We start from the raw sequence: 16837 nt of genomic DNA, 5'->3' as shown, positions 1-16837 counted from the left end.
CCGGAAGGGCAGGGCATGGGCAGCGGGGAACGGCGCGGGCCGGGCGGGGAGCGCTTGGTCCTCGTGCGCGACAGCAAGGACCGGGACGGGCCGGCGTTGGCCTTTCCGCAGCCGGTATGGCGGCGGTTCGTCGCGGAGGTGCTGCGGGGGGAGCACGATCTGCGGCCCGCTCCGGCACCGCGCGCCTGAGCTCACGGGCGCCCGCGGACCTCGGTGAAGCCGAGGGACGTGCGGGGGGCGGTGAGGGCCGGGAGCCTGGGCGGCCTGGCCGGGGACGGCCGCGTGATCTAGGTTGCCGTCATGGCCGATGAGCCCGAGTTCGTCGACACCCACGTGCATTACTGGCGGCCCTCCGCCAACGACTGGTATCCCGGCCTCCGCGGCGGACCGCTCCATCGCGACGTCCTGCCGGGCGCGTTCCCCGCTCCCCCGCGGCAGGTGCACGTGTCGGCGGTCACCGACCTCGCCCGCGCCCTGGACGAGGCGCGCTGGCTCGACGCGCTGCGCGCCGAGACGGGCGTTCCCACCGCCGTCATCGGCACGATCGACCCCGCCGCGCCCTGGGCGGACACCGAGCGGCTGCTGTTCGCGCAGGCCGAGAGCCCCGCGTTCCGCGGCGTCCGCGTCTTCTCCGGCCTCGACCCGGCCGGACCCGTGGCGCGGTCGCTGTTCGCGCTGCTCGGCGAGCGCGGCTGGGTCCACGACCTGATCGCGCGCCCCGCCGACGTCCCCGCGCTGCTGCCCGCTCTGGACGCGGCGCCCGGCACGTCCTTCGTCCTGGAGCACGCGGGCTGGCCGGACGGCGAGGCGCCCGAGCAGTTCCGCGCTTGGCGGGCCGCCGTCGCCGAGGTCGCCGCGCGCGGCAACGTCGACTGCAAGATCTCCGGCCTGGGGATGGCGCTCCAGACCACGGACGCGACGCGGTTGCGCCCGTTCGTGGAGACGTGCATCGAGCTGTTCGGCGTGGACCGCTGCTTCTTCGGGAGCAACTTCCCCGTGGACGGGCTCGCCGGGACCTACGAGGAGATCATCGGCGCCTACCGCGCGATCACCGCGGGTCTGTCCGCGGCGGACCGGGCGAAGCTGTGGTCCGGCAACGCCCGCCGCCGCTACGGCCTGGAAGCGTGAGGGAGACCCGCCGTCCGCGAGCTGCTGGACGGGCTCGGCGCCGCCGAGCCCGTCACCGCGACGCCCGACGGGCCGGTGGTGACGCTGCTGCCGTTCGTGCACGACCCGGACGCCTACGTGCCGCCGGGGTCGCGGCGGGGCTGGAGGCGCGCGGGGAGGCGGCCGCCGCTGCGGCGGTGCGGGCGGTGAACGCGGGGCGGGACTGACCGGGGGTCACCAGTCGCGGGTGGCGACGAGTTCCTCGATGTCGGCGCCGGGGAAGCCGTAGGCGTCCGCGACGAACGCGAAGTCCCCGGCGAGCAGGTCGCGGGCGACGGTCTCGAGCTCGCTGCCCGCCTCGTAGAACTCGTCCTGGAGGTCGTTCAGCTCGTCCGTCGCGTCGTGCGTGAGGAGGTAGAGGGCGGCGAGGTCCGCGGGGCGCTCCTGCTCGACGCGCTCGCAGAGCCGCAGCAGGATCGCGACGGCCTTGTCGATCAGGTGGTCGGGGAAGTGGCCGTCGGCGTACATGCCGGTGAGGAACGCGTGCCCGGTGATCCGCGGGTTCGTCGGTGCCATGCGCGGCATCCTGGCGCCCGCCTACGACATCGGCGGCCGCCCGGGGGCCGGCGCCGTGCGGACGTGGACGATCTCGCCCGCGACGACGGCCTCCTCGGTGAAGCCGAGGCGGCGCGCGACGGCGCGGCTCCGCGCGTTGGCGGGCTCGGCGGCGAGCGTGACGCGGTCCAGGGCGAGGACGCCGAAGGCGTGCGCGAGCAGGGCGGCGACGGCGCGGGTGACGAGGCCGCGGCCCTCGTGGGCGGCGTCGATCCAGTAGCCGACCTCGCCGGAGCCGTCGCCGTCCGGGCGGAGCGAGGCGGCCCCGACGACGCGCCACGCGCCGTCCTCGCGCAGCACGATCGCCGTGGGCAGCAGCGCGCCCGCGCGGCGGGCGAGCGCGTCGGCGGCGAGCCGCAGCCGGGTGCTCTCCAGGGTCAGCGGCTCGGGGCACGCCCCGGGGTTCCAGCGCCGCAGCCGCTCCCGGTTCGCGGCGAGCAGCGCGTGGAACTCCTCGGCCAGCGCGGGCGTCCGCGCGATCAGCGCGGCGTCCTCACCGATCGGCAGCAGCAGCGGCACCGGCGTCCCCTCCCGGCCCGGCCGCGCTCGCCCGCTCACCGATCGCCCCGCCGGGCCAGTCGCCGAGGAGGTCCCAGCGGTTGCCGGCGATGTCGAGGAAGACCGCGACGCGGCCGTAGGGCTCGGTGCGCGGGGCGGTGACGAACTCGACGCCGGCCGCCGCCATGCGGGCGCGGGCGGCGTCGAAGTCGGGCACGCGGAGGAAGAACCCGACGCGTCCGGCGGCCTGGTCGCCGATCGCGGCGGCCTGGCGGCCGGGATCGGCGCGGGCGAGCAGGAGGCCGGTTCCGCCGTCCGGGGGGCGGACGACGACCCAGCGCTTCGGCCGGCCGTCGTTCGTGGTCGCCGGCACGTCCTCGGCGAGGACGAATCCGAGGGCGTCCACGAAGAACGCGATGGCCGGGTCGTACTCCTGCACGATCAGCGTGACGAGGTCGAGGGGCACGGGACGAGGCTAGGGCAGGTCGAGGAGGGCGTAGACGGTCTTGCCGTCCGGGTCGCGGCGCTGGCCCCAGTGGCGGGCGAGGGCGGCGACGATGGCGAGGCCGCGGCCGCTCTCGGCGTCCTCGGGGACGGCGGGCGGCGGGGCGGGCACGGCGGGGGCGGTGCTGCCGTCGTAGACCTCGACGGACAGGACGGCCCGCCACACCATGAGCCGGAGGCCGACGAGGGTGCCGGCGCCGGACGCGCGGACGGCGTTGGTGGCGAGCTCGGAGACGACCAGCAGGACGTCGGCCGCGATCGCGTCGAGGCCCCAGGCGCGGAGCCGGGCCGCGGCGAGGCGGCGGAGCGCGGCGGGCGCGGCGGGGCCGCCCGCAACGGCGCGCTCGAAGACCCCCTCGGCGTCCCGGCGGAGGACCGGGGCGGCGGGCGCGGTCCGGACGTCGGTGTCGTTCATGTCCCCATGCTGCTGCGCGGCGGGGCGTTCCGGAAGGTCCCGGCGGCCCGGTTAGGGATTCCCCTCGCGGCGGGTCAGTTACGTTGGTGCAGATCCACAACGTCGGCGGTGTCGCCGACGGCGGGCTTGACGGCGGGGATGAGGTGCTCGCCGGGCTGCCCGGCGAGGAGCGCGCGGGCGCGCAGCACGATCTCCAGGTCGAAGCGCACGTCGGGTTCCAGGAGCTGGTCGCCGAACAGCTCCTCCAGCTGCCGCAGCCGGTAGCGGACGGTCTGCGGGTGCACGTGCAGGCGCATCGCGACCTCGTTGGCGTTGCGGCCCGACTGGAGCCAGGCGAGGAGCGTCTCGGCGAGCCGGTCCTGCTGCGAGACGCGCAGGTGGGAGAGGGGCTCCAGGCGGAGCGCGGCGAGGGAGGTGATGAGGTCCTCGTCCTGGAACAGGATGAGGGTGGACATGTGCTCGACGCTGCGGACCACCCCGCCGTCCGCGGCGATCACGCCGCGCCGCACCAGGTGCAGCGTCTTGCGGGCCCACTGGATGGAGCGGGCGGCCTCGCCGAGCGGGACGGTCGGGCCGACGACGGCGAGGGAGCCGCCGAGCGCGCGGTCGATCAGCCGGGCGCGGCCGGGGCCGTCGGGGTCGGGGACGATCAGGCTGGGCGTGCGGCGGGTCGGGTCGGCGAGGATGTCGGGCGGGAACGCCGGCCGGTGCGCGCCGTCGTGCGGCTGGCCGAGCGCGACGGCGGCGACGGTGCGCGGCACCGGCCACTGCGCGGCCGCGGCGAGGTCGGCGATCGCCTCGGGCGCGGCGGGCGGGTCGGCGAACAGCAGGTCGAGCAGGCGCTTGCGGCGGCGCTGCATCTCGCCCGCGACGGCGGCCTTGGCCTGCGCGAACCCCTCGGCGGCGGCGGTGGCGAGCTCGTCCTGGAAGGCGATGAGGGCCTCGCCGACGGCGCCGAGGACGCGCGCCTCCACCTCCAGGTGGGCGGCGCCGGCGGCGATCCGCCGCCAGGCGATCATGCCGCCGACGCGCATCGCGGTCTGCATGGCGTCCAGGCTGCGGCCCTCGCCGGCCTCGCCGCGGCCGATGGCGCGGAAGAAGTCGGTGACGGGGCCGGGCTCGTGGTCGGGGTCGCCGACGCGGTCGACGAAGTAGTGCAGCACCCGCTCCACCGCCTGGCGGAGCGTGCTGGAGTAGGAGCCGTCGCCCGGCCGGTCGTACTCGCGGACCCGGGTCTGGATCTCCTGCATCATGTCGTCGGCGACCTCGTCCAGGTGCGGACGCATGTGGTCGGCCAGCTCCACCGGAAGGTCCGCCCATGGGCGCCCGTCGTCCGCCACCCCTACCTCCAGATCCGGCCGCGCCGGGGCGGTGCGGGCCGCCCGGCGCGGGACCGCGGCCCCGCCGCAATAAATCGCTTATGTGACCTGTGTGACAAAAATCATGGCTGGTATACCTACGCCCGGAAAGTCTAGGTCGCGAATCGTCCAGCTTCGGCCGCCCGCGCCCGTCCCTCCGCAGGTCGCCGTGCGGACCGGGGCGCCGCCCCTGGCCGGGGCGCCCGTCCGGTGCGACATTGGAGGCACGCCCCAGCGTCGTCCCGGGAGGTCCCCGTGGCCCCAGCGCAGCCCCCGCCCCCGAAGGCCCTGCGCGCGGCGGGCCGCGCCGCCGACGACCGCTTCGGCGGGGCGCCGTTCCTGAAGAGGGCGTTCCGCAAGGCGTTCCCCGACCACTGGAGCTTCCTGCTCGGCGAGATCGCGATGTACTCGTTCGTGATCATCCTGCTGACCGGGGTGTTCCTCACCCTGTTCTTCCGGCCGAGCATGACCGAGGTCGTCTACGGCGGCTCCTACGGGCCGCTCCGCGGCGTGCGGATGAGCGAGGCGTACGCGTCCACGCTGCACCTGTCGTTCGACGTGCGCGGCGGCCTGCTCATGCGGCAGATCCACCACTGGGCCACGGTGATCTTCCTCGGCTCGATCGTGGTCCACCTGCTGCGCAACTTCTTCACCGGCGCGTTCCGCAAGCCCCGCGAGCTGAACTGGCTGATCGGGATCGTGCTGTTCATGCTCGTCATGGTGAACGGGCTGTTCGGCTACTCGCTGCCCGACGACCTGCTGTCGGGCACGGGCCTGCGCATCCTGGAGGGCGTCCTGCTGTCGCTGCCGCTCGTCGGCTCCTACGCGCAGATGTTCCTGTTCGGCGGCGAGTTCCCGGGCGAGCTCATCGTGCCGCGCCTCTACGTGATCCACATCCTGCTGATCCCCGGGATCCTGCTCGCCCTCATCCCGCTGCACGCCGTCGTGCTGACCTGGCGGCAGACGCACACGCAGTTCCCCGGCAAGGGCAGCTCCAACACCACCGTGCGCGGCTACCCGTTCTTCCCGGTGTTCGTGGCGAAGACCGGCGCGTTCTTCCTCTGGGTGTTCGGCGTCACCGCGCTGCTCGCGGCGTTCTTCCAGATCAACCCGGTCTGGCTGTTCGGCCCCTACGACCCGGGCGCGATCAGCTCCGGGTCGCAGCCCGACTGGTACATGGGCTGGCTGGAGGGGTCGCTGCGGATGATGCCCGCCTGGGAGGTCACCGCGTTCGGGCACACGCTGCCGCTCAGCGTGATCATCCCGGCGGTGGTCGTGCCCGGCGTGCTGTTCACCGGCCTCGCCGCCTACCCGTTCCTGGAACGCTGGGCGACCGGCGACCGCGCGATCCACCACCTGCTGGACCGGCCGCGCGACGTCCCGGTCCGCACCGGGATCGGCGCGGCCGGCATCGTGTTCTACGGCGTGCTCTGGCTCGCGGGCGGCAACGACGTCATCGCGCACCGGTTCTCGATCCCGCTGTTCTGGACGACCTGGTTCTTCCGCGTCGCGTTCCTGCTCGGCCCCGTCCTGGCCTACGCGATCGCCTACCGGTTCTGCCTCGGCCTCCAGCAGCGCGACCGGGCCCTGCTGGAGCACGGCGTGGAGACCGGCGTGATCCGCCGCTCCCTCGACGGCGGGTACAGCGAGGTCGAGCGCCCCCTCACCGCCGCCGAGGCGGCGCCGCTCACCGACGAGCGCCCGCCCGCGGCCGTCCCCGTCGCGCGCCCCGAGCGCCTCGGCGTGCCCGCCCCCGAGGCGCGCCGCCGCCTCGCCCGCGTCCGCGCCGCCCTGAACCGCCGCTTCACCGCCGACCTCGGCCACGGCCCGAACGGCAACGGCGACGCCCGCCGCCGCGAACTGGAGGCCGCCGCCCCCGACCAGGAGGGATAGCCCACCCCCAAGATCGACTCCACCGCCGTCCTGGCGGTACCTTTCCGGCGTAACGGACGGCCGGGGTGGACAGGGGGAGCCGATGGCGCAGGTGCTGGACCCGCTGCGGGGCGGCGGGGGCGAGCAGATGCGGGCGGTCGCCGCCGAGTGCGCGGCGCTCGCGCTGCCGCACCTCGCCCCGGGCGAGCGGCTCATCGGCGCGACGGCCTTCCGGGCCGCGCCGCTCATGCTGCGGTGGCGCCACGAGATCCCGCAGCGCTACCGGCGCGACTGGCCGGACTGGCCGCTCCTCCGGCCGCTGCGCCTGCTCGGCCGGGCGCACCGCGCCGTCGTCAAGCCCGTCGTGGGCGTGTTCGCGCCGCTGCTGTGGTTCGTCACCTGGCCGGCGCGCGTCTGGGGCTGGCTGGTCGACGGCGACGACGTGCGGGCCGCGACCGGCGAGCAGCGGCACAACGAGCGCCTGCTCGGCGGCTGGACCGGCCCCGCCGGCATGTTCGCGCGGCGGGTGCTGAGCTGGCCCGACACGTGCCTGCTCGCCGTCACCGACCGGCGCGTCCTGCTGCTCGGCCTCCAGGGCGGCCGGCACTTCCCGCGCGAGGCGGTCCCGCTGGACGCCCAGCCGCGCCACGCGGTCGGCGCCGCGCCGGGCCGGCTGCCGTCCGAGGCGCTGGTGACCTTCGCCGGCGGCGCCGTCCCGATCGCGTGCGGCCGGAGCGGCACCGCCTACGAGCCCCTGGACGCCGCCCGCCGCGACCACCTCCTCTGGCTCTTCGCCCAACGCTGACCCGGCCCGGCCCCGCAGGCGACGCGCCGGCGCTCAGCGCCGTCCTCAGGGGTCGGGGACGTGGTCGGTGGGGGCCGGGCGGAAGGCGTGGACGTTGTAGAAGCCGCCCTCCTCGTAGAGCGATCCGGCGTACCCGGGGAGGGCGGCGCGGAGCCGGCGCAGTGATCCCCGGCCGCTCGCGCCGCCGGAGAAGACGACGCGGCAGCCGGAGGGGTCGTCCTCGACGCCGTGATGGAGGATCCATTCGGCGGAGGGCTGCCGGGACGGCTGGAACCAGACCAGGAGCCGCCACTTGTACGAGTCGACGGCGATGCGCTCCATCGCGCCCCAGTACAGGGTGAGGGCCTTGTCCCCCTGGCCGCGCCGGGTGATGACCAGCTTGTCGGCGTCCAGGACGAAGGTGTCGAGCCTTCCGAGCACGCCGGCCAGGACGCCGAGGAGCCCGACCACCGCGCCGAGCAGGAGACCGAGCTCCCAGCCGCCCATGATGAGCTTGGCCAGAGGGCCGGTCCGCTGGTCGGTCAGGGGCGGCTCGTTGCCGGGTCCGATGCTGCTCACCGCACCGATGGCGGCGCCGACCCAGAAGGCGACCTTGCCGCTGACCTGGGCGTTCCGCTTGATCACGTCCCAGCGCGAGCCGACGATGGCCAGGGCGGTGGACCCGTCGCCGGTGAGGTGGCGCGTCGCCGTACCGCCCGGCTGGGTCGCCTGCGTGTCCTGACGCTCGTCCCGCGCCGCGGTGACGGGCAGGCGGCGCAGTTCCCGGGCGACCTGGAGGGCGTCGCCGTACCGGTCCGCCGGGTCCTTGGCCAGGAGGCGCTGGAGGATGCCGTCGAGCTCGCGCGGCAGGCCCGGCCGCACCTCGGACAGGCGGGGCGGCGCGACGTTGAGGTGCTGGTGCCGGAGCTGCTCCACCGTCGTGCCCGAGAAGGGCGGCGCCCCGGCGAGGAGGGTGTGCAGGGTGGCGCCGAAGGCGTACAGGTCGGTGCGGGGCGTGGCGGGCTCGGCGCGCCACTGCTCGGGCGCCATGTAGGCGGGGGTGCCCAGCACGGTGCCGGACATCGTGAGGGTGGACGCGGCCAGGTCGCGGGCCAGGCCGAAGTCGCAGATCTTCGCCCGGCCGCCGGGCAGGCACATCAGGTTGCCGGGCTTCAGGTCGCGGTGCACCACGCCCTGGCCGTGCGCGTGGGCGAGCGCCTCGGCGACCTGGACCATGAGGCCGAGCAGCACGCCGGGGGACGAACCCCGCAGGGCGTCCAGCTCGCGGCCGTCCAGGAGCTGCATGACGAGGTAGGGGCGGCCGCCGTGCTCGTCGAAGTCGTGGACGGCGGTGATCCCGGGGTGGTCCAGGCGGGCGGCCGCCTCGGCCTCGCGGCGGAACCGGGCGAGCGCCGTCGGGTCGCCGCCGAGCTCCCGGGTGACGACCTTGACGGCGACGGCGCGGCGCAGCCGCAGGTCCTCGGCCGACCAGACCTCGCCCATGCCGCCCCGGCCGAGGAGCGCGCCGAGCCGGTACCTGCCGCCGAGCACGTCGCCGGAGCCCGCCATGACATCCCACCAAAAGAACAGTAATGTCTGCCAGGTGGGATCCTCGCAGAAGTCCGCCGCCCGGGGAAGGGGCGAGCCCCCGGCCGAGGGGGTGGGGCCGGGGGCTCGCGCGGGGTGGGGTCCGTCAGCGGCGGAACAGGGTGAGCTTCTCCTCGCCGATGCGCTCGCGCATCGCCGGGTCGTCGACGCCCTGGCCCTCGGCGGTCGCGCCGCAGAGGACGGCGACCTTGCCGATGTGCTGGTTGGTCTGGACGGCGCGGGTGGCCTCGCCGGCGTCCTCCAGCGAGAACACCTTCGACAGCGTCGGGTGGATCATCCCGAGGGAGAACAGCCGGTTGGTCTCCACGGCCTCGTGGTAGTTGAAGCCGTGCGAGCCGATGATGCTCTTCAGCCGCATCCAGAGGAACCGGTTGTCGTACTCGTGCTTGAACCCGGTCGACGACCCGCAGGTGACGATGCGGCCGCCGCGCTTGGCGACGTACACCGACGCGCCGAACGTCTCGCGGCCGAGGTACTCGAACACGATGCCGGGGTCCTCGCCGACGAGGCCGCGGATCGCCTCGCCGAGCATCCGCCCGGCCTTCGGGTGCCGCAGGCCCTGCTCGCCGAGGTCCAGGTCGTTGCGGTTGATGACGTGCTCGCAGCCCTGCGCGCGCACGAGGTCGGCCTTGTCCTCCGACGACACGACGCCGACGGGGATGCCGCCGCCGTTCTTGACGAGCTGGGTGGCGTAGGAGCCGAGGCCGCCGGTCGCGCCCCAGATGAGGACGACGTCGCCCTGCTTCATCTGCGCGCCGTGCTTGCCGACGAGCATCCGGTAGGCGGTGGCCGCGCACAGCGTGTTGGAGCCGGCCTCCTCCCACGACAGGTGCCGCGGCTTGCGGATGAGCTGGTTGGCCTTGACGATGCAGTAGTCGCCGAGCGACCCGAAGTTGGTCTCGAAGCCCCAGGCGAGCTGCGACTCGCTCATCATGCCGTCGTCGTAGGAGCCGTGGTCCTCCTCGTCGACGTAGGACGGGGAGATGACGACGCGGTCGCCGACCTTCCAGTTCTTCACGCCGACGCCGGTGCGCACGACGACGCCCGAGCCGTCGGAGCCGAGGATGTGGTACGGCAGGTCGTGCCGGGCGCCGTACCAGCCCTGGCGGCCGAACTTGGCGAGGAACGCGAACGTCGGCACCGGCTCGAAGATCGCCGACCAGACGGTGTTGAAGTTGATCGCCGCGGACATGACCGCGACCACGCACTCGTCGGGGGCGAGCTCGGGCATGTCGACGTCGCCGACGTGCATGGAGCGCCGCACGTCCTTGTCGGTCTGCCCCTCGAAGATGCCCACCTCGTCCTTGCGGATGAAGGACGCGCGGAAGGTGGCGGGCAGGTCGATGTCGAGCAGCTCCTGCTCGCCGGCGCCGTCGCGGGCGGCCTCCAGCAGGGGGTCGGACTTGGCCATGGGGGTCTTCCTCCGGGGGACGGGGGCTGTCGGGTCGCGGGCCCTCAGCGGGCCGGTGTGGCAACGGATCGGCCGCCCTGCCCGGCTGGTGCGGTCGCACCGGCGGCCTCGTCCGAACCTGCCGCGAGACGGCCCTCCAGGTGCGCGGCGAGCACGTTCACACCCGGCGGGTCCAGCAGGTTCAGGTGGTGCACCCCGGGGATCGTGACGATCTCCAGGTCCGCGCACAGCCCGCCGAAACCGTTGGTCCCGTCGAGCACGTAGCGCGCGTCCTTCACCGCCCACGGAGTCTCCTCCGGGGCGTAGTACAGGATGACCCGCCCGGCGTAGGGCGCGGGCTGGTACGCCTCCAGCGAGCGGGTGTCCTGGTGGGAGGTGAGCTGGTGGTGCAGCGCGGCCGGCGGGATCAGCTCCGCCAGCGGCGCCGCGTGCTCCATCACCAGCGCGAACTGCGCCTCCTCGTCCAGCCCCGTCAGGTCCTCGTAGGTGAGGGCGATGCCGAGGCCGTACGTCTCGTTGATGTAATCGGCGAACGCCGCGAACCGGCGCGCCATGGTGTCGGACTCGTCGTCGACGGCGAGCGGCAGGCCCGCGTCGAACAGCGCGACGAACTCGACGTCGCGGCCGGCGGCGGTGAGCTGCCGGGCGGTCTCGTAGGCGAGGACGCCGCCGAACGACCAGCCGCCGAGCCGGAACGCGCCCTCGGGCTGCGCCTCCAGCAGGTGCGCGACGTAGCGGGACGCCCGCTCCTCCACCGAGGGCGCGTCGTCGAACCGCTCCAGCCCGTACACCGGCTGGTCGGCGCCGAGCAGCTCGACGAGCTGCCGGTAGCAGGAGGTGGTGCCGCCCGCCGGGTGCGCGATGAAGATCGGCCGCCGGCCGCCGGTCGCCTTCAGCGGCCGGACGGTCTGCCGGGCGGCCTCCTCGTCGGCGGCGCGGATGTGGTCGGCGACGTGCTCGGCGGTCGGCGTCGCGAACAGCTCGCCGCGCGTCGTCTCGCCGCCCATCTCGGCGGTGATGTGCCGCAGCACCTCGTCGGCCTGCGCGTCGGTGCCGCCGAGCTCGGCGAAGAAGTCGGCGGTGACGCTGACGCGGTCCACGCCGAGGACGTCCTCGAAGATGCGGACGGCGAGGCGCTCGGCGTCGTCGCGCGGCATCACGTACCCGGCCTCGGCGTTCGACACCGCCGTGGCGGCGGGCGCGGGGGCGCCGGCGAGGCCGAGCTCCCCGGCCGCCCACGCCTCGAACACGTTGACGCTGGCGCCTTGGAGCAGCACCGACGCGGGGACGGTGAGGCCGAGGTCGTGCTCGACGCCGCTCTTGATCCGGACCGCGACGAGCGAGTCCAGGCCGAGGTCGGTGAGCGGGATCGCCGGGTCCAGGCGGGCGGCCTCGAACCCGAGGACGGACGCGATGCGGTGCCGGATCTGGGTGGCGACCGCGCGCCGCGCCGCCGCCGGGTCCATCTCCTTCAGCGCCTCGACGCCCGGCCAGTCCGCCGCGTCGTCGCCGCCCGCGTCGCCCGCGGCCTCGGTGAGCGCCGCGAAGTACGGCATGTTCCTGATCTCGGGGAAGAGCGCGACGGCGGCGGCCGGGTCGAACCGCAGCACGCCGGTCGCCTCCCGGCCGGACGCCAGGATCGCCTCCAGCGCCTCGGCGCCCTCCGCCGGGGAGATCGGGTCGATGACCGCGACCCGCAGGCCGGCGGCGCCGCCGACCTGCGACCAGGTGCCCCAGTTGATCGTGGTGGCGGGGCGGCCCTGCGCGCGGCGGTGCGCGACGAGCGCGTCGAGCGCGGCGTTCGCGGCGGCGTAGGCGCCCTGGCCGGGCGAGCCGAGCAGCGCGGCGGCCGAGGAGTGCACGACGAACCAGTCGAGGTCGAGGCCGGCGGTGACGGCGTCGAGGCGGCGGGCGCCCTCGACCTTGGCGGCCCAGACGCGGTGCAGGTCGGCCTCGCCGAGGTCGGCGATCAGCTTGTCGTCGATGGCGCCCGCGCCGTGCAGGACGCCCGCGAGGCGGCGGCCGCCCTCGGCGGCGACCTCGGCGAGCCGCTCGGCGACGCCCTCGGCGGCGATGTCGCCGAGGACGAGGCGGACGTCCGCGCCGTCCTCGCGCAGCCGCGCGATGGCCCGCTCGGCTTCGGCGTCCGGCCCGGACCGGCCGGACAGGACGATCCGGCCGGCGCCGCGCGCGGCGAGCAGCCGCGCCGTGACGAGGCCGATGCCGCCGTACCCGCCGGTGATCACGTAGGAGGCGCCGCGCCGGACGGTCCTGGCGGCGCGCTCCCGCGCCGGGATCTCCGCCTGCGCCAGGCGGGCGATGCGGCGGACGCCGCCGCGCCAGGCGACCTCGCGGGCGTCGGCGCCCGCGAGCAGCTCGGTGACGAGGTCGGCGGGGCCGTCGGTGTCGACGATCGTGGCGCGCTGCACGGTCCGCTCGAACGCCAGGACGCGGGCGATGGCGCGGACGTGCGCCCGCGCCGGGTCGCCGGCCTCGCCGTCCAGGACGGGCAGCGCGGAGCGGGTGGCGATGTAGAGGCGCGGCCCGTCGGGCAGGGCGAGGGAGGTGCGGACGGCGTCGAGGACGAGCGCCTCGTCCGTCGCGTCCGCGACCAGCACCGCGCCGGTGAGCTCGGCGTCGCCGGCCTCGCGGACGACGGTCTGGCCGCGCGCCTCCAGCTCGGCGGCGACGTCGTCGGCGTCCCCGAGGACGAGCCAGGTCCCCGCGTCAACGGAAGGCGCAGGAACGTCCTGCTCTTCCCACACCAGCTCGACGGCCTTGTCGGCGAGCGGGACCGGCACGTCGGCGCGCTCCACGCGCCGCAGCACGATCCCGTCGGCCGCCGCGAGCACCTCGCCGTCGCCGCTCACGATCTGCAGGGCGCCGACCACCCCGTCCTCGCGGACGGCGGCGGCGCGGACGTGCCCGCCGCGGTGCGTCGGCCCGTAGACCCGCAGGCTGCCGACGGTCTCGGCGAGCCACGGCCCGGCCTCGCCGGTCAGCGCCTCGGCCTCGGCCGACAGGACCGCGAGGGCGCGGTCCAGGACCTCGGGGTGGATCCGGTAGTGGCGGCTGCCGCGCTCGGCGCCCGCGACCTCGGTCGCCGACCCGGCGAGCGCCTCCGCTGGCCCGCGGTGGTCCTCGCCGACGTCGGCGGACGCGAGCGGCGCCCACGTCCCGGCCGGCGTCAGCGCGTGGATCTCCACCCGCTGCTCGGCCTCGTCGTAGGTGGTGGTGACGGTGGCGTGCTCGCCCAGGGCGAGCGGCCGCTCGATCCACAGGCTGTTGACGCGGACGTCGTCGCGGCCGAGCGCCGAGGCGCCCGCCGCGAGGGCCATCTCGGCGAACGCGGCGACCGGCAGGACGGCGAGGCCGTGGACCTTCGCGCCCGCCGTCCACGGCTGGGCGGCGGTGCCGACGTCGGCGCGCCAGGCGTGCCGCTCCTCGCCGGGCAGCTCGACGTGCGCGCCGAGCAGCGGGTGCTCGTCGCGGCCGCCGGCGTTGCGGCGGGAGGTGTCGACCCAGTGCCGCTCGTGCCGCCAGGGCGCGGACGGGACGTCCACGACGGCGCCGTCCCCCGGCGCGGCGACGGCGTGGCCGTGCGCGGCGAGCAGCGCGAGCTGGGCGTGGAAGGCGAGGACGTCGTCGGTCTCCTGCCCCTTCGGCGCCCGCTTGAGGGTGTGGGTGACCAGGGCGCCGGAGCCGTCGAGGGTCTCGCCGACGGCGTGCGCGAGGATCGGGTGCGCGTTGATCTCGACGAAGGTGCGATACCCGTCCTCGGACGCGGCGGCGACCGCGTCCGTCAGCCGGACGGGGCTGCGCAGGTTCGTCGCCCAGTACCCGGCGTCCAGCGCCGCGTCCCCGGCGAGGGCGCGCGGGTCGTCGAGGGCGGTCGTGTAGAGGCGGATGCCGTCGGCGAGGGGCGTGCCGCGCTCGGCGCCGACCCCGGCGAGGCGCTCGCGCAGCTCGGGCAGCAGCGGGTCGACCTGCGGGGAGTGCCCGGCGCCCTCGGCCTTGATGCGGCGGGCGACGAGCCCCTCCGCCTCGGCGCGTTCCAGGACGGTCGCGACCTGGCCGGCGTCCCCGGTGATCACGGTCTGCCGGGGCGAGGAGTGCACCGCGGCGTACACCTCGGGCAGGCCCTCCGACAGCCGCGCGACGTCGGCGGCGGACGCGCCGATCATCGCCATGGCGCCGCCGCCGACCAGGCGGGTGAGCAGCGCCGACCGGCGGCAGATGACCTTGACGCCGTCCTCCAGGGTCAGCGCGCCGGCGACGACGGCCGCCGCGACCTCGCCCATGGAGTGGCCGACGACCGCGCCCGGCACGACGCCGTAGGACCGCCACATGCGGGCGAGGCCGATCTGCACGGCGAACAGCACCGGCATGATCTCGGCGGGGCCGCCGGTGAGCTCGGCGCCGTCCTCCAGGAGCGCCCAGAGGTCGGGGCCGCCCTCCTCGGCGAACAGCGTGTCGAGGTCGTCGACGGCCTCGGCGAACGCCGGCTCCTCCTCCAAGAGGCGCTGCGCCATGCCGGGCCGCTGCGACCCGTAGCCGGAGAACACCCAGACGGGGCGGCCGGGGACGCCGATCGCGGTGCCGGTGACGACGCCCGGGTGCGGGCGGCCCTCGGCGAGGGCGCGCAGGCCGTCCAGCAGCCCGGCGCGGTCGCGGGCGGCGACGGCTGCGCGCGCGCGGCCGCGCCCGCCCCGGCGGTGCAGGGTGCGGGCCAGGTCGGCGAGGTCGACGTCGTCGGGCAGCCAGTCCGCGAGGAGCCCGGCGTGCTCGGCGATGCGGTCGGCGGCGGTGTCCGCCAGCGGGTAGGTGCGGACGGCGGCGGGCTCGCGCTTGGTCTCGTGCTCGGGCGCGGCCTCCAGCACGACGTGCGCGTTGGTGCCGCCGAACCCGAACCCCGAGACGCCCGCGCGGGGCGCGTGGCCGCGCTCGGGCCACGGCGTCTGCTCGGCGACGACCGACAGCCGCAGGTCGGCGAACGGGATGTGCGGGTTCGGCTCCTTGTAGTGGGCGCTCGGCGGGATCGTGCGGTGGTGCAGCGCCAGCACCGTCTTGATCAGCCCGGCGATCCCGGCCGCCGACTCCATGTGCCCGAGGTTGGACTTGGCCGACCCGAGCAGCAGCGGCGCGTCCTCGGCGCGGCCTGCGCCGAGCACCTCGCCGACGGCCTTCGCCTCGATCGGGTCGCCGAGGAAGGTGCCGGTGCCGTGCGCCTCGACGTAGTCGACCTCGCGGGTGTCGATCCCGGCGGCCGCGTACACCTGGCGGAGCAGGGCGCGCTGCGCGTCGGAGTTCGGCGCGACGAGGCCGTTGGAGCGGCCGTCGGAGTTGACGCCCGAGCCGCGCACGAGCGCGAGGACGCGGTCGCCGTCGCGGACCGCGTCCGACAGGCGCTTCAGCACGACGGCGCCGCAGCCCTCGGCGCGGACCATGCCGTCGGCGGAGGCGTCGAACGGCTTGCAGTGCCCGTCGGGGGACGTGCCGCCCGCCATGTCGAAGGTCATCGTGACCGTCGGCGACAGCAGGATGTTGACGCCGCCCGCGAGCGCCACGTCCGCCTCGCCGCTGCGCAGCGCCTGCACCGCCAGGTGCGTGGAGACCAGCGACGACGAGCAGGCGGTGTCCACGATCATGGAGGGGCCGCGCAGGTCCAGCAGGTAGGAGAGCCGGTTCGCGACGATCGACAGGGCGGCGCCGGTGGCGGTGAACGCCTCCAGCGACGCCAGGTCGGAGGCGGTGAACGCGGCGTACTCGGGCGCCGAGACGCCGACGAACACGCCGGTGCGGCTGCCGCGCAGCGACGCCGGGCCGATGCCGGCGTGCTCGAACGCCTCCCAGGCGACCTCCAGGACGAGGCGCTGCTGCGGGTCCATCACGGCCGCCTCGCGCGGCGTGATCCCGAAGAACTGGGCGTCGAACTCGGCGATGTCGCGGAGGAAGCCGCCCTTGCGGGTCACGTTCGCGAGGCGGTCGCCGACCTCGGGCGAGCCGTCGTCGAAGGGCTCCCAGCGGCCGTCCGGGACCTCGCGGATCGCGTCGCCGCGGCCCGTCAGGAAGTCCCAGTACTCGGCGGGGCCGGTGAGGTCGCGGTCGCCGCCGGGGAACCGGCAGCCGATGCCGACGACGGCGATCGGCTCGGCGTCGTCCACCCGGCGCGGCCCGTCCGGCACGGGCGCGGCGGCGGGGGCGGCGGCCGGGGCGAGGTCGGCGCCGGCGGCGAGCGCCGCCGACAGCCGGTCGATCGTCGGGTACTCCCAGACCAGGGTCGCCGGCAGCGAGCGGCCGAGCATCTGCTCCAGCTCGCCGGCGATGGACACGGCGTCCCGGGACGCGAGGCCGAACTCCTCCAGCGGGCGTCCGGTGTCCACCTCCGCGACCGCCAGCCGGGCCCGGCGGGCGATCTGCTCGATCAGGTGGGTGCGGATCGCGTCCTCGCTCATCCGCGGTGTGACCTGCGCGTCTCCGGAACGATCGGTGCTGCTGCTCATGCGCGGGGTTCCCTCATGTCGGAGCGTGGGATCGTTCGGGGCGGAGGGACCACGATGTCCTACTTCGCCCGTCCCACGATGCGCACCTGGACCACTTTTCTCCCGGGCGACTTGTCACGGTGATGACAAGACCGACCGGTAACCTCTGTGGCCTGATGGGGT

General features: G+C 75.5%; 12 protein-coding genes. 4 read left to right on the top strand and 8 right to left on the bottom strand.

Features of this window, described 5'->3' with window-relative positions:
• Window positions 1-15 precede the first annotated feature (15 nt).
• Window positions 16-189, top strand: coding sequence for a DUF397 domain-containing protein (locus K1Y72_RS37575; protein ID WP_372452867.1), 174 nt, complete (start codon window positions 16-18; stop codon window positions 187-189).
• Between the two features lie 111 nt (window positions 190-300).
• Window positions 301-1128, top strand: coding sequence for an amidohydrolase family protein (locus K1Y72_RS11480; RefSeq protein WP_220165903.1), 828 nt, complete (start codon window positions 301-303; stop codon window positions 1126-1128).
• Between the two features lie 213 nt (window positions 1129-1341).
• Here K1Y72_RS11480 and K1Y72_RS11475 read toward each other — a convergent pair whose 3' ends face one another.
• The 5 genes from K1Y72_RS11475 to K1Y72_RS11455 form a co-directional block, all read right to left on the bottom strand.
• Window positions 1342-1683, bottom strand: coding sequence for a DUF5713 family protein (locus K1Y72_RS11475; RefSeq protein WP_220165902.1), 342 nt, complete (start codon window positions 1681-1683; stop codon window positions 1342-1344).
• A 21-nt stretch (window positions 1684-1704) separates the two neighbouring features.
• Window positions 1705-2241, bottom strand: coding sequence for a GNAT family N-acetyltransferase (locus tag K1Y72_RS11470; protein ID WP_220165901.1), 537 nt, complete (start codon window positions 2239-2241; stop codon window positions 1705-1707).
• Window positions 2216-2686: a VOC family protein gene (locus tag K1Y72_RS11465; RefSeq protein WP_220165899.1), complete on the bottom strand. Its 471-nt coding sequence runs from the start codon at window positions 2684-2686 to the stop codon at window positions 2216-2218. Before K1Y72_RS11465 ends, K1Y72_RS11470 begins: the two co-directional genes overlap by 26 nt.
• 9 nt (window positions 2687-2695) lie before the next feature.
• Complete coding sequence (locus K1Y72_RS11460; protein ID WP_220165897.1) at window positions 2696-3139, bottom strand: ATP-binding protein; 444 nt, start codon at window positions 3137-3139, stop codon at window positions 2696-2698.
• A gap of 74 nt (window positions 3140-3213) precedes the next feature.
• Window positions 3214-4443: a PucR family transcriptional regulator gene (locus tag K1Y72_RS11455; protein WP_308287014.1), complete on the bottom strand. Its 1230-nt coding sequence runs from the start codon at window positions 4441-4443 to the stop codon at window positions 3214-3216.
• A gap of 309 nt (window positions 4444-4752) precedes the next feature.
• On the opposite strand from K1Y72_RS11455, the gene qcrB reads away from it, so the two are divergent.
• Both qcrB and K1Y72_RS11445 read left to right on the top strand, forming a co-directional pair.
• Window positions 4753-6390 (top strand): cytochrome bc1 complex cytochrome b subunit, encoded by a 1638-nt coding sequence (qcrB, locus tag K1Y72_RS11450; RefSeq protein ID WP_308287013.1) that lies wholly within the window; start codon window positions 4753-4755, stop codon window positions 6388-6390.
• 82 nt (window positions 6391-6472) lie between these two features.
• Window positions 6473-7174 (top strand): hypothetical protein, encoded by a 702-nt coding sequence (locus K1Y72_RS11445; RefSeq protein WP_220165895.1) that lies wholly within the window; start codon window positions 6473-6475, stop codon window positions 7172-7174.
• 45 nt (window positions 7175-7219) lie between these two features.
• On the opposite strand, the gene K1Y72_RS11440 is transcribed toward K1Y72_RS11445, so the two are convergent.
• From K1Y72_RS11440 to K1Y72_RS11430, 3 genes are all read right to left on the bottom strand, one after another.
• Entirely contained in the window at window positions 7220-8722 is a 1503-nt protein-coding gene (locus K1Y72_RS11440; RefSeq protein ID WP_220165893.1) for a serine/threonine-protein kinase, read from the bottom strand.
• Between the two features lie 124 nt (window positions 8723-8846).
• Window positions 8847-10172, bottom strand: coding sequence for a crotonyl-CoA carboxylase/reductase (gene ccrA, locus K1Y72_RS11435; RefSeq protein ID WP_220165891.1), 1326 nt, complete (start codon window positions 10170-10172; stop codon window positions 8847-8849).
• A gap of 44 nt (window positions 10173-10216) precedes the next feature.
• Window positions 10217-16675 (bottom strand): type I polyketide synthase, encoded by a 6459-nt coding sequence (locus K1Y72_RS11430; protein WP_220165889.1) that lies wholly within the window; start codon window positions 16673-16675, stop codon window positions 10217-10219.
• Between the last annotated feature and the right edge of the window lie 162 nt (window positions 16676-16837).

Source organism: Actinomadura parmotrematis, from assembly GCF_019458805.1.
GTDB lineage: Bacteria > Actinomycetota > Actinomycetes > Streptosporangiales > Streptosporangiaceae > Spirillospora > Spirillospora parmotrematis.
Note: the sequence above shows the minus strand (reverse complement) of the source record. Positions and strands in the feature narration are given on the sequence as shown.

Excerpts from the sequence above, each read along its gene's own strand:
- K1Y72_RS11440 (WP_220165893.1), bottom strand. The coding sequence starts at position 8,722 with ATGGCGGGCTCCGGCGACGTGCTCGGCGGCAGGTACCGGCTCGGCGCG.
- ccrA (WP_220165891.1), bottom strand. The coding sequence starts at position 10,172 with ATGGCCAAGTCCGACCCCCTGCTGGAGGCCGCCCGCGACGGCGCCGGC.
- K1Y72_RS11480 (WP_220165903.1), top strand. The coding sequence starts at position 301 with ATGGCCGATGAGCCCGAGTTCGTCGACACCCACGTGCATTACTGGCGG.
- K1Y72_RS11460 (WP_220165897.1), bottom strand. The coding sequence starts at position 3,139 with ATGAACGACACCGACGTCCGGACCGCGCCCGCCGCCCCGGTCCTCCGC.
- K1Y72_RS11475 (WP_220165902.1), bottom strand. The coding sequence starts at position 1,683 with ATGGCACCGACGAACCCGCGGATCACCGGGCACGCGTTCCTCACCGGC.
- K1Y72_RS11445 (WP_220165895.1), top strand. The coding sequence starts at position 6,473 with ATGGCGCAGGTGCTGGACCCGCTGCGGGGCGGCGGGGGCGAGCAGATG.
- K1Y72_RS11430 (WP_220165889.1), bottom strand. The coding sequence starts at position 16,675 with ATGAGCAGCAGCACCGATCGTTCCGGAGACGCGCAGGTCACACCGCGG.
- K1Y72_RS37575 (WP_372452867.1), top strand. The coding sequence starts at position 16 with ATGGGCAGCGGGGAACGGCGCGGGCCGGGCGGGGAGCGCTTGGTCCTC.